The organism is Aeromicrobium sp. IC_218, assembly GCF_004336805.1.
In the GTDB taxonomy this organism is placed as follows: Bacteria; Actinomycetota; Actinomycetes; order Propionibacteriales; family Nocardioidaceae; genus Aeromicrobium.
The window spans coordinates 96,469-108,730 of sequence record NZ_SJXM01000009.1; the positions used below are offsets into that span (position 1 = coordinate 96,469).

Sequence of the window (12,262 nt, forward strand, 5' to 3'; positions counted from 1 at the left end):
GCGCTCGGCCAGGTCCTGGATCGCGGTGCAGACGGCGGGGGCGGCGACGGTGACCTTCGCGCCGTCGCGCAGCAGGGCGGCGACGGTGGGGACGGCGGGCTCGCCACCGTCCAGCACGAGGACGGAGCGTCCGGCGACGTTCAGCTCCATGCGGCTTCGACTCCCAACGTGGTCAGCAGGTGGCGGGTGACGGCGGGCTCGCGGACGGCCAGCCGCGCCCAGGTGTCGTCGAGCCCGGGGAAGGTGTCGGCGCGGCGCACCGCGACGCCGGCGGCGCGCAGGCGGGCGTGGCCGCCGCTGCCGAGGCGGGCGAGCACGAACGGGGCCTCGGTCGGGACGACCTCGACGCCGAGCTCGGCCAGACCGTCGACGAGCACGCGGCGGTGCTGGACGGCGAGCCGGGCCCGGTGGTCGGCCTCGGCGAGCGCCTGCGGTCCGCTCGTCGCGACGACGGCGTGCAGGGCGGCGGTGCCGACCGACCACGGCGGCTGCTGCTCGCGCAGGTCGGCGACCACGGCCGGGTCGCCGACGACGTAGCCGGCGCGGACGCCGGGCATCGACCAGGTCTTGGTCAGGCTGCGGACGACGACCAGGCCGGGCAGCCGGTGCGCGGTGAGCGTCTGGCGCTCGCCGGGGACGTGGTCCATGAACGCCTCGTCGACCACGACGACGCGTCCGGGCCGGCACAGCGCACGCAGGGTCGCGGCCGGGTGGAGGCGTCCGGTGGGGTTGGTGGGGTTGCCCACCACGACCAGGTCGGCGTCGTCGGGCACGAGGGCCGGGTCGAGCGCGAAGTCGTCCGCGGCGCGGCACAGCACGTGCGCGACCCGGTGACCGGCGGCGCGCAGCGCGACGTCCGGCTCGGTGAACTGCGGGTGCACCACGACCGGGCGGTGCCAGCGGCGGGCGCGGGCGACGAGGAAGAACGCCTCGGCGGCGCCGGCGGTCACCAGCACCTCGTCGACGTCGCGGCCGTGCCGGCGGGCCACGGCCGCGTGCGCGGCGGTGGCGTCGGGGTAGGCGGTCGACGCGGCGGTGCCGTCGCGCAGCGCCTGCTCCAGCCACTCCGGGCGGGGGAGCCGGCTGACGTTGACGGCCAGGTCGAGCAGGCCCTTGGTGGCCTCGACGTCGCCGTGGTGGCGCAGTGGGTCGCTCGGGGCGGCGACCGGCTCGACCACGGCGACGGTGGCGGCGACGGGCGTCGCCGGCCGGGCGGTCGCCGTCGAGCCATGGACGGCGTCGGCGAAGGACTGGGCGAGGTGGGGGTGGCCGGCCCAGTGCAGGTGCAGGTAGGACGCGCTGAGGGTCGGCCCGGCGAACCCGACGTCGCCGGCGTCGAGCGACCAGGCCGGGCGGTCGCCGTGGACGGGGTGGACGGTCGTGCGGTGGAACTCGTGGGCGGTCGCGGCGGTGCCGGCCGCGCCGAGCAGCTGGTCGGTGCCCAGGCGCGGCGTCCGGTACGACAGCGTCAGCCGCGGCGTCATCACGGCGTCCGCGTCGAGCGCACCGATCATCGGGTGCCCGTCGACCGAGCGGCACAGGTAGAGCAGGCCGGCGCACTCGGCGACGGTCGGGACGCCGTCGAGCACCGCCTGGCGCAGGTCGGCGCGCAGGCTCGAGTTCGCGCTCAGCGCCGCGGCGTGCACCTCGGGGAAGCCACCGCCGAGGTACAGGCCGCGGGTCCCGGCGGGCAGGTGCCGGTCGCGGGCCGGGTCGAACGGCACGACGGTGCAGCCCGCCGCCTCGAGCAGCTCGGTGGTCTCGGCGTAGCGGAACGTGAACGCGCGTCCGGCGGCCACGGCGACGACCGGGGCGTCCGTGCCTGCAGGACGCACGTGGTCGGTGGGGTCCCAGGCCGTCTCGGTCAGAGGGGACGCGCTGCGGGCGATCTCGAGCACGGCGTCCAGGTCGACGTGCTCGGCGACCTGGGCGGCGAGGCGGTCGAGCGAGCCGGCGGCCTCGTCGCGCTCCTCGGCCGGGACCAGACCGAGGTGGCGCGAGGGCGCGCTGACGCCGTGGTCGCGCTGCAGCACGCCGAGCACGGGGATGCCCGTGCGCTCGACCGCGGCCCGCGCCTCGGCAGCGTGCCGCGGCGAGCCGGCCTTGTTGAGGATGACGCCGGCCACGGTCACGCCGGGCTCGAACGTCGCCATGCCGTGCACGACCGCGCCCACGCTGCGCGAGGCGTGCGAGACGTCCACGACGAGCACCACCGGGGTGCGGGTCAGCGTCGCGACGTGCGCGCTCGAGGCGAAGCCGTCGCCACCGATCTGCCCGTCGAACAGGCCCATGACGCCCTCGACGACGGCGACGTCCGCGCCTCGGGCGCCGTGCAGCAGCAGCGGCACCATGAGGGCGGGGTCGGTCAGGTGCGGGTCGAGGTTGCGGCCCGGACGGCCGGTGGCCAGCGCGTGGTAGCCGGGGTCGATGTAGTCGGGCCCGACCTTGTGCCCCGAGACCGCGTGGCCGCGGGCGGCGAGCGCCGCCATGAGCCCCGTGGCCACGGTCGTCTTGCCGTGCCCGGACGCGGGCGCGGCCACGAGGACGCGTGGCAGGCTCACCACTCGATGCCTCGCTGGCCCTTCTGGCCCACGTCCATGGGGTGCTTGACGTGCTGCATCTCGGTGACGAGGTCGGCCACCTCGACCAGCCGCGGGTCGGCGCGGCGGCCGGTGACCACGACGTGCTGGGTGCCGGGCCGGTTGGCGAGCGTCTCGACGACGTCGTCGACGTCGACCCAGCCCCACTGCATCGGGTAGGTGAACTCGTCGAGCACGTAGAGCCGGTGCCGCTCCGCCTGGATGCGGCGCTTGACCTCGGCCCAGCCCTCGGCGGCGTCGGCGGCGTGGTCGGCCTCGGAGCCCTCCTTGCGGCTCCACGACCAGCCCGAGCCCATCTTGTGCCACTCGATCGGGCCGCCCTCGCCGGTCTCCTCGTGCAGCCGGGCCAGGCGCTCCAGCACGGTCTGCTCGCCGATGCGCCACTTGGCCGACTTCACGAACTGGAAGACGCCGACGTCCCAGCCCTGGTTCCAGGCGCGCATGGCCAGGCCGAAGGCGGCGGTCGACTTCCCCTTGCCGTCGCCGGTGTGGACCATGAGCAGCGGCCGGTTGCGGCGCTGGCGGGTGGTGAGTCCGTCGTCGGGGACGACGAGCGGCTTGCCCTGCGGCATCAGGCCACCCCCTCGCGCGGCGCGGTGGCGGCGTGGACGACGCCGGTGAGGCCGTCGGCGGTCACCTCGCCCAGCGGCACGTGCTCGGCCCCGAGGTGCTGGGCGAGCTGCCCGGCCAGGCCGAGCCGGAAGCGTCCGGTCTCGCAGTCGACGACGATGCTCTGCACGCCGGTGGCGGCCAGGTGCGCAGCGGCGCGGTGCGCCCGGCCCAGCGCGTCGGCGCCGGACGTCGCGCGTCCATCGGTGACGACGACGAGGAGCGGGCGGCGCGACGGGTCGCGCAGGGCCTCGCGGCGGAGCACGTCGGCACAGCGCTCCAGGCCCTCGGCGAGCGGGGTGCGGCCGCCGGCGGGCAGGTCGGCCAGGCGGCGGGACGCGACGTCGACCGAGCCGGTCGGGGGCAGGGCGACGTCCGCGGCGTGCTGACGGAACGTCACCAGCGCGACCTTGTCGCGGCGGCGGTAGGCGTCCAGCAGGAGCGACAGGACGGCGGTCTTGACCTGCTCCATGCGGCGCCGCGCGGCCATCGAGCCGGACGCGTCGACGCAGAGCAGGACGAGGTTGGACTCCTGGCCGACCGTCTCGGCCCGGCGCAGGTCGGCCGGGGCGAGGACGACCCCGCGGCCGTCGGCGAGCCCGCCGCGGTCCTGCTGGTGCGGCGCGGCGGCGGTGATGGTGCCGGTCAGGTGCAGGCGGCCGGGCGCGGTGCGGTCGCGCTGCACGCCGACGACCCGTCCCTGCGGGGTGCGGGCGCGCGAGCGGCGTCCGGCCTGGCCCTCGCCGGTGCCGCGGACGACCAGCAGCCGGGCGCGTCCGGGCGTCCCGGCCGAGGCGACCGTGCCGGCGCCGGCGGGCTGCTTCTCGCCCTGCTCGCCGGACTCGGGCTGGGGCGGCTGCGGGGTCTCGGGCCGGACGGACGCGTCGTCCGCCGGGCCGTCCTGGGGACCCTCCTCGGGGCCGCCGTCACCGGGTCCGCCGTCGTCCGGTCCGTCGCCGTCGGGCTCGGGCCCCGGGTCCGGCTCGTCGTCGCCGAGCAGGTCGTCGAGCTGCTGCTCGTCCAGGCCCGGCTCGTCGAAGGGGTTGCGGCGGCGCCGGTGCGGCAGGGCGAGCCGGGCGGCGACGCGGACGTCCTCGCGGGTGACGTGGGTGCGGCCCTGCCAGGCGGCGTGGGCCACGGCGGCACGGGCGGTGACCAGGTCGGCGCGCAGGCCGTCGACGTCGAACGCGGCGCAGATCTCGGCGATGGTGACCAGGGTGTCGTCGTCGAGCTCGACCTCGGCGACCAGCGCCTGGGCGGCGGTGAGCCGGTCGCGCACGGCGTCCTGCTCGGCGGACCAGCGGGCGGCGAAGCCCTCGGGGTCGGCGTCGAACGCGAGCCGGCGGCGGACGACCTCGACCCGCAGGGCCGGATCGCGCGGCGCGGCGACCTCGACGGTCAGGCCGAAGCGGTCGAGCAGCTGCGGGCGCAGCTCGCCCTCCTCGGGGTTCATCGTGCCGATGAGCACGAACCGCGAGGCGTGCTCCATCGACAGGCCGTCGCGCTCGATGCTGACCCGTCCGGTCGCGGCGGCGTCCAGCAGCAGGTCGACCAGGTGGTCGTGCAGCAGGTTGACCTCGTCGACGTAGAGCAGGCCGCGGTGGGCCCGGGCCAGCAGGCCGGGCTCGAGCTCGACCTTGCCCTCGCGGAGCGCGGAGTCCAGGCGCAGCGAGCCGGTGACGCGGTCGTCGCTGGCGCCGACGGGCAGCTCGACCAGGCGCACCGGACGCTCGACGACGGGCGTGCCGGCCGCGAACGGGCCGTCGGGGGAGACCGCGGCGGCGTCGTCGGGGTCGGCCGAGAACCGGTCGCCCTCGAACGTCCGCACCGGCGGCAGGACGTCGGCGAGGCCGCGGACGGTGGTGGTCTTGGCGGTGCCCTTCTCCCCGCGGACCAGGACGCCGCCGATGAGCGGGTCGATCGCGACCAGGGTGAGGGCGAGGGTCATGTCGTCCGCGCCGACGACGGCACAGAAGGGGTACTGCGCTGGCATGTGAGGCTCCCGCTCGATTGCCACGACGGTCCGCGACGCGGTTGCGTCGCGGGTCGGAGCGAGGCCGGTCTTCGGACTTCCCAGGTCGTGCCTGAGTCACCGCAGCGGGCCTGTGCCGGACTCTCACCGGCTTCCCAGATTCTCCCCGTGGCCGTCGGCCGTGGGGCACCTCGTTCCTTCGTCGGACACCCTAGACGCCGCGGGGCCGTGCGGGACAGGGGGTCCGCGGGCCGGACCGGCGCGGCTAGGGTGCTCGACCATGGATGCGCACGTGACCGTCGTCGGTGTCGGGGCCGACGGCTGGGCCGGACTGCCCGAGGCGTCCCGCGGGCTCGTGCGCGCCGCCCGGACCCTGCTCGGCGGCGCCCGCCACCTCGCCGACGTGCCCCCGGTGGACGGCCAGGAGCGACTCCCGTGGCCGTCGCCGCTGCGCGAGAACCTGCCCGGCCTGCTCGCCTCCGCCGGGGCGCCGGTCGTCGTGCTGGCGTCCGGCGACCCGCTCGTGTCGGGCATCGGCACCACGCTGCTGGAGGTGCTCGGGCCCGACCGCGTGACGATCGTCCCGGCCGTCTCGTCGCCCGCGCTGGCCCGCGCCCGCCTGGGCTGGCCGGCCGAGAGCGCGACCGTCGTCTCCCTGGTGGGCCGCGACGTGCGGCTCGTCGTCCCCGCGCTCGCCGCCGGCCGTCGGCTGCTCGTGCTGTCCAGCGACGAGACGACCCCGGGGCTCGTGGCCGCGCTGCTGACCGGCCTCGGCTGGGGCGACAGCCGGCTCACGGTGCTGGGTGACCTCGGTGCAGCGTCCGAGTCGCGCACGTCCGGCACGGCCGCGACGTGGGACGTCGAGGACGTGCCGCGCCTGCACGTCCTCGCCGTCGAGGTCGCGGGGTCCGGGCTCGGCTGGACGTCCGGCGGCGTGCTGCCCGACGACGCCTTCGAGCACGCGGGCCAGATCACCAAGCGCGACCTGCGGGCCAGCGCCCTCGCGCGCCTCGCCCCGGCTCCCGGACAGCTGCTGTGGGACGTCGGCGCGGGCAGCGGCTCGGTCGGCGTCGAGTGGATGCGCGCGCACCCCACCGCACGGACCGTCGCGATCGAGCCGCGTGCCGACCGTGTCGCGCTCGTGCGGGCCAACGCCGAGCGGCACGGCGTCCCCGGCCTGACCGTCGTCGAGGGCGCCGCGCCGGACGCGCTGGCCGGGCTCGAGCGTCCGGACGCCGTCTTCGTCGGCGGAGGAGCCACGGTGCCCGGGGTGCTCGACGCCTGCTGGGACGCCCTGGGGCCGGGCGGACGCCTGGTCGTCCACGGCGTCACCGCCGAGACCGACGCCGTGCTGCTCGACCGCTACCGTCGCCACGGCGGCGAGCTCGTCCGCCTGTCCGTCGAGCGCGCCGAGCCGCTCGGGAGCTTCACCGGCTGGACGCCGGCTCGCGCCGTGAGCCAGTGGTCCGTCACCAAGGGAGAGTCATGACCGTCCACTTCGTGGGGGCCGGGCCCGGCGCCGCCGACCTGCTCACCCTGCGCGCCGTGCGCCTGCTGCAGGCGGCGGACGTCGTGCTGTACGCCGGCACCTACCTGGACGCCGAGGTGCTCGGCCACTGCCGCGACGACGCGCGCCTGGTCGACACCCAGCACCTGGACCTGGACGAGATCACCGCCCACCTGGTCGACGCCCACGCCCAGGGGCGCGACGTCGTGCGGCTGTGCTCGGGCGACCCGTCGCTGTACTCGGCCGTGCACGAGCAGGCCCGCCGGCTCGACGCCGCCCAGGTGCCGTGGGACGTCACGCCCGGCGTGCCCGCCTACGCCGCGGCCGCGGCGATCCTGGGCGCCGAGCTGACGGTGCCCGAGCTGGCGCAGTCGGTCGTCCTGACCCGCACCCAGGCGCGCTCGACGGCGATGCCCGAGGGGGAGAGGCTCGCAGCGTTCGCCGCGACCGGCGCGACGCTGGCGCTGCACCTGGGCATCACCCGCACCCGCGAGCTGGCCGCCGAGCTGGCCGAGCACTACGGAGCGGACTGCCCGGTGGCCGTCGTCTCGCGCGCCACCCAGCCCGAGGAGCTGGTCATCCGCGGCACGCTCGCCGACATCGCCGACCAGGTCGAGGCGGCCGGGCTGCGCCAGGCCGCGGTCATCCTCGTCGGGCCCGCGCTGGCCCCGGACGTCCGCGGTGGCGAGTCGTTCCTCTACGCCGCCAGCCGCGAGCGCCGCGCCCGGGGCTAGGCGCTGGCGGCCCGCCGGGAGCGGTGAGTGGGCAACCGAATCAACCCCTCGTAGGGTTGCCTGCTCACCGCTCAGCGGGGGAACGGGGCGGCTCCCTGGTCAGGCGAGGTGTGAGGGCGGGCCTGCCGCGTGCCGGCTTGTCGTGAGCGCGCCGACGACCAGACCGACGAGCGCCACGAGAGCCACCAGGCCCGTGCCGACCGACGTCCCGTCCTCACCCGCCGACAGGGCCAGGTGGACGAGCAGCGCGCCGAGGCCCACGATGCTCCAGATCACGGCCAGGCGGTTGGACGGCGTGGGCTGCCGACGGTGGATCGCCACGCACGTCCACGGGACCGCTGCGGCGACCGCGAGTCCGAGGACGAGCAGCACGCCGTCCACCGCGGGGAGCCCGAGCGGCGCGACGGCCGACCGCAGCATGAGCAGCAGCGCGAGCGCGACGACGGCGATGCGGGACGTGTCCACGGCTCAGTCCTGCTCGACGAAGCGGGGGCTCCAGACACGTCCGCCGGGGGTGACCCGGGTGGACGAGGCACCGATCAGCAGCAGGCACTTCATGTCGACGGTCTCGGGGTCGAGCTCGCCGAGCGTGGTGACGGTGAGGCTCTCCTCGGCGCGGCCGACGTCGCGGCCCACGACCACGACGGTCTCGGCTGCCTTGTGCTCGAGCAGCACCGCCTGGGCCTGCGCGACCTGCTCGGTGCGCGAGCGCGAGCGCGGGTTGTAGAGCGCCAGCACGAGATCGGCCTCGGCGATCGCGCGCAGCCGTTTGACCACGACGTCCCACGGCTTGAGCCGGTCCGACAGGCTCATCACCGCGAAGTCGGCCCCGATCGGCGCCCCGGCCCGGGCCGCGACGGCCTGGACGGCGGAGATGCCGGGCACGACGCGCACGGAGACGCCCGCGTAGCGCTCGTCCTCGGCCGCCTCGAACACCGCCGACGCCATGCCGAAGATGCCCGCGTCGCCGCCTGACACCACGGCGACCCGCTCGCCGGCCAGGGCGAGCTCGAGCGCCTCGCGGGCGCGGTCGACCTCGACCGTGTTGCCAGAGGCGTGCCGGACGAGACCGGGACGCTGCGGGACGCGCTGCACGTACGGGCCGTAGCCGATGACGTGGCCGACCTCGGCCAGCACCTGCGACGCCTCGGGGGAGAGCCAGCGGTCCGGGCCGGGGCCCAGCCCCACGACGACGACCTCAGCCGCGGCGGCCGGAGCGACCGCCTCGGGGGCCGGGCTCTCGTACCGCTTGACGCCCGGACGGGTGTCGCCGGGCACCAGCACGATCGAGAAGTACGGGACGGTGTCGGGGTAGACGTCGGCCACCGGCAGCACCCGCTCGGCATCCATGGACGCGCGCTCGACGTACCAGGAGCCCTCGACGCGTCCGGCCTGCTCGAGGGCCGAGCGCACCTTGGCGAACGTCCGGCCGAGCTTCATGATCACGGCGCCGTCGGTGTCGGCCAGGCGGCGCGCGAGCTCGGGCTCGGGCAGCGTGCCGGGCAGCACGGTCAGCACGTCGGTCTGCCGCACGAGCGGCAGCGCGGTCGTGGCGGTGGCGGCGGCGAACGCCGGGACGCCGGCCACGACCTGGGTCTCGAACTCGTCACTGAGCCGGTCGTGCAGGTACATGAACGAGCCGTAGAGCATCGGGTCGCCCTCGGCCAGCACCACGACGTCGCGACCGGCGGCCAGGTGGGCGCGCAGCCGGTCGGCGCACTCGGCGTAGAAGTCAGCCATCGCGCCGGCGTAGCCGCCCGGGTGGTCGGACGTCTGCGTGGTGACCGGGTAGACGAGCTCCTCCTCGACGACCCCGTCGGCGATGAGCCCGGACGCGATGCGCCGCGCGTTCGACTGCTTGCCGACGCCGGAGTGGTAGACCACGACGTCCGCCGCGCCGATGAGCCGGGCCGCCTTGAGCGTGATCAGCTCCGGGTCGCCGGGGCCGACGCCGACGCCGCACAGCCGCCCGCTCACTCGCGCTCCTGGGCGAGGGCGTTGAGCGCGGACGCGGCCATGGCCGACCCGCCGCGGCGTCCGGTCACGACCAGGTACGGCACGTCGAGGCCGGGCTCGTCGGCCGCCAGGTCGATGAGCGCCTGCTTGGACTCGGCCGCGCCGATGAAGCCCACCGGCGTGCCGATGATCGCGGCCGGACGCGGGGCGCCGTCGCGCAGCATCTCCAGCAGGTGGAACAGCGCGGTGGGCGCGTTGCCGAACGCGACGACGGCGCCCTCCATCCGGTCGGCCCACAGGGAGACCGCGGCGGCCGAGCGGGTCGTCGACCACGCCCGGGCGAGGTCCGGCACGCGCGGGTCGCGCAGCAGGCACATCACGTCGTTCTCGCGCGGCAGCCGGGCGCGGGTGACGCCCGACGCGACCATGTTCGCGTCGGTGAGGATCGGCGCGCCGGCCTCCAGCGCGGTGCGCGCGGCCGACACCAGCCCGGGGTGGATCACCAGGTCGCGGGTCAGGTCGGTCTGGCCGCACGCGTGGATCATCCGCACGGCGACCTTCTCGGCGTCCGCCGGCACGCGCGACAGGTCGGACTCGGCGCGGATCGTCGCGAACGAGTCGACGTAGATCTGGGACCCGTCCGTCTCGTAGTCGTAGCGGCGGGTCGGCGGGGCGGTCGTCATGCGTTCTCCAGGTCGGGGACGATCAGGGTGCGCCACGGCGTCACGACGACGTCCGGGGCGCCCAGCGCGCGGACCTCGTCGAGCAGGCGCCGCTCGAGACGGCCGTCGGGCGCCGCGAGGTGCTGCGCGTGCCGGCCGTCGTCCTGGGGGATCCTGCCAAGTGGCGGCGGGTCGGAGGTCACCCGGGTCTCGGGGCGTGGGTCCTGCGCCTCGTCCAGCAGGCCGGCCCCGCCGCCGGGCAGCTCGTCAACGTGCCACGGGGACGTCGGCTGGGCGCCGGCGGCCGCGACGAACCGGACGGCGAGGGACGCCAGGGCCGTGGCGGCGTCCGCCAGCGGGACGACGCGACCCCATCCGGACGCCCCCGCGCGCAGCTGCACCGCGTCGGCGCCCACCGCGACGAGCCCGAGGTCGAGGTCGCGTCCGGCCACGTCGCCACGTCCGTCGTCGAGCACGAACAGGAAGCGTCCGGCCAGCGCGGCGAGGGTCGGGTCGGCGCACACGAGCGCGTCCAGCTCGCGCACGACGGGACGCAGGTCGGCGCGGCCCCCGGCGCGTCCGGTCAGTGGCGAGGCCATGACGTTGCGGACCCGCTCGTGCGACGCCGACGGCATCAGTCCGGTGGCCATGACGGCGTCGACGACGTCGTCGGACAGGCAGCCGTCCTCGTGCCCGATCGCCCGCATCTGCAGGTTGGCGCGGCTGGTCAGGTGCACGGCGCCGTCACCGTGCCGCTCGGCGACGTCGACCAGCCCGGCCAGCGCGTCGACCGGCAGCATCCCGCCGGGCACGCGCACCCGCACCAGGGCGCCGTCGTCGGCGATCCAGGGGCGCAGCAGGCCGGGGCACAGGTCGCGGCGGGTCCGTTCGGTCACGCGGTCATGGTGCCAGGGGCCGGACGCGTGACCCAGCGGCGGCCGGGCTGCTAGGTTCCTCACTGCCAGTCAAACTCAGCGATGAGCCAGGGAACCCGGTGAGAGTCCGGGACTGACGCGCAGCGGTGAGGGGGACGGGCGGAGCACGACGCCACTGGACGGGAGTCCGGGAAGGCGCTCCGTCCGGACGATCCCGAGTCCGAAGACCTGCTGGCACCTGCGGCGACCGCCGCCAGGTTCCGCCGGGCTTCGCGAACGAGCCCCGACCTCGAAGGACCGCCCCGTGCGTCTTCCCACCCGTTCCCTCGGCCTCGGCCTGGCCGCCCTCCTGATGACGTCCGCCTGCGCGGGCGCCCCGACCGAGGAGGCGGACGCGACGCAGGCCTCGGACGGCTTCCCGGTCGACGTCACCAGCTGCGGTCACACCACCACGGTCGAGCGGGCCCCGGAGGCGGCCATCACGATGAACCAGGGCGCCACCGAGGTCGCCCTGGCGCTCGGCCTGCAGGACCGTCTCGCGGGCACCGCGTACCTCGACGACGCCGTCTCGCCCAGGTACGCCGAGGCCTACGAGGCCGTCGAGGTGCTCTCGGCCGAGTACCCCGACCACGAGACCGTCCTGGCCGCGGAGCCGGACTTCGTCTACGGCTCGTACGCCAGCGCCTTCGAGGACGCGGCGGCCGGCACCCAGCGCGAGCTCGACGAGCTCGGCGTCGGCTCCTACCTGTCGCCGTTCGGCTGCCCCGACGACGGCCAGAAGGCGCCGGTCTCGTTCGACTCGGTCTGGGCGGAGGTGCACGACGTGGCCACGGTGTTCGGCGTGCCCGAGCGCGCGGACGCGATCGAGGACGAGCAGCAGGCCGTCGTCGAGCAGCTCGCCGAGCAGCGCGTCGGCGAGGGCCTCGACGTGTTCTGGTTCGACTCCGGCGACAAGACCGCCCTCGCGGGGGCCGGCGAGGGCGGCCCGCAGGTCGTCCTCGACGCCGTCGGGGCCACCAACCTGTTCGCCGACCTCGAGGGCGGCTGGGCCGACGTCTCGTGGGAGCAGGTCGTCAAGGCCGACCCGGACGTCATCGTGCTCGCCGACGCCTCGTGGTCCTCGGCCGACGACAAGCTCGCCTTCCTGCGCAAGGACCCCGTGCTGAGCAAGCTGCGGGCCGTCCGCGAGGACCGGATCGTCACGCTGCCCTACTCGGAGTCGACGCCCGGCGTGCGCCTCGCCGACGGCGCGAAGGCGGTCGCCGACCAGCTGCGCGAGCTGAACGCGTCCTGATGCTGCAGCGCAGGGAGCGGGGGGCACCGCTCCGGGTCCGGTACGCGAGCGGG

The 12,262-nt window shown here is 76.1% G+C and carries 10 protein-coding genes and 2 riboswitches; of the genes, 3 read left to right on the forward strand and 7 right to left on the reverse strand.

All coding sequences use genetic code 11. The features are described 5' to 3' along the window. Positions 1 to 140: 140 nt before the first annotated feature. The 3 genes from E0W78_RS11535 to E0W78_RS11545 are packed head-to-tail and all read right to left on the reverse strand — an operon-like array spanning position 141 to position 5,202. A complete protein-coding gene (locus E0W78_RS11535; RefSeq protein ID WP_131404101.1) occupies positions 141 to 2,561 on the reverse strand; it encodes a cobyrinate a,c-diamide synthase in 2,421 nt (806 codons plus the stop codon). Further along, positions 2,558 to 3,172, reverse strand: a complete 615-nt coding sequence (gene cobO, locus E0W78_RS11540; RefSeq protein ID WP_131404102.1) for a cob(I)yrinic acid a,c-diamide adenosyltransferase — start codon at positions 3,170 to 3,172, stop codon at positions 2,558 to 2,560. The genes E0W78_RS11535 and cobO overlap by 4 nt, the downstream gene beginning before the upstream one ends. Next, positions 3,172 to 5,202, reverse strand: a complete 2,031-nt coding sequence (locus tag E0W78_RS11545; protein WP_131404103.1) for a VWA domain-containing protein — start codon at positions 5,200 to 5,202, stop codon at positions 3,172 to 3,174. The genes cobO and E0W78_RS11545 overlap by 1 nt, the downstream gene beginning before the upstream one ends. A gap of 44 nt (positions 5,203 to 5,246) precedes the next feature. Further along, positions 5,247 to 5,390, reverse strand: a riboswitch (cobalamin riboswitch). A 71-nt stretch (positions 5,391 to 5,461) separates the two neighbouring features. Here E0W78_RS11545 and cbiE point away from each other — a divergent pair. Both cbiE and cobM read left to right on the forward strand, forming a co-directional pair. After that, positions 5,462 to 6,670 carry a precorrin-6y C5,15-methyltransferase (decarboxylating) subunit CbiE gene (gene cbiE / locus E0W78_RS11550; RefSeq protein ID WP_131404104.1) on the forward strand — a complete coding sequence of 403 codons (1,209 nt, stop codon included), beginning with the start codon at positions 5,462 to 5,464 and terminating at the stop codon, positions 6,668 to 6,670. Then, a complete protein-coding gene (gene cobM, locus E0W78_RS11555; protein WP_131404105.1) occupies positions 6,667 to 7,422 on the forward strand; it encodes a precorrin-4 C(11)-methyltransferase in 756 nt (251 codons plus the stop codon). Before cbiE ends, cobM begins: the two co-directional genes overlap by 4 nt. 99 nt (positions 7,423 to 7,521) lie before the next feature. Here the strand turns inward: cobM and E0W78_RS11560 are convergent, their stop codons facing one another. From E0W78_RS11560 to E0W78_RS11575, 4 genes are read right to left on the reverse strand one after another with little or no spacing between them, the layout of a single operon-like run. Then, positions 7,522 to 7,887 (reverse strand): hypothetical protein, encoded by a 366-nt coding sequence (locus E0W78_RS11560; RefSeq protein WP_131404106.1) that lies wholly within the window; start codon positions 7,885 to 7,887, stop codon positions 7,522 to 7,524. 3 nt (positions 7,888 to 7,890) lie between these two features. Beyond that, positions 7,891 to 9,399, reverse strand: coding sequence for a precorrin-2 C(20)-methyltransferase (locus E0W78_RS11565; RefSeq protein ID WP_131404107.1), 1,509 nt, complete (start codon positions 9,397 to 9,399; stop codon positions 7,891 to 7,893). Further along, positions 9,396 to 10,061 carry a precorrin-8X methylmutase gene (locus E0W78_RS11570; protein ID WP_131404108.1) on the reverse strand — a complete coding sequence of 222 codons (666 nt, stop codon included), beginning with the start codon at positions 10,059 to 10,061 and terminating at the stop codon, positions 9,396 to 9,398. The genes E0W78_RS11565 and E0W78_RS11570 overlap by 4 nt, the downstream gene beginning before the upstream one ends. Beyond that, the gene (locus E0W78_RS11575; protein ID WP_131404109.1) at positions 10,058 to 10,936 is read right to left on the reverse strand and encodes a sulfite reductase subunit beta; all 879 of its coding nucleotides are present in this window, start codon (positions 10,934 to 10,936) and stop codon (positions 10,058 to 10,060) included. The genes E0W78_RS11570 and E0W78_RS11575 overlap by 4 nt, the downstream gene beginning before the upstream one ends. Positions 10,937 to 10,985: 49 nt before the next feature. Continuing rightward, positions 10,986 to 11,166, forward strand: a riboswitch (cobalamin riboswitch). Positions 11,167 to 11,219: 53 nt separating this feature from the next. On the opposite strand from E0W78_RS11575, the gene E0W78_RS11580 reads away from it, so the two are divergent. Continuing rightward, complete coding sequence (locus E0W78_RS11580) at positions 11,220 to 12,209, forward strand: ABC transporter substrate-binding protein (protein WP_207392731.1); 990 nt, start codon at positions 11,220 to 11,222, stop codon at positions 12,207 to 12,209. The last annotated feature ends 53 nt before the right edge of the window (positions 12,210 to 12,262 follow it).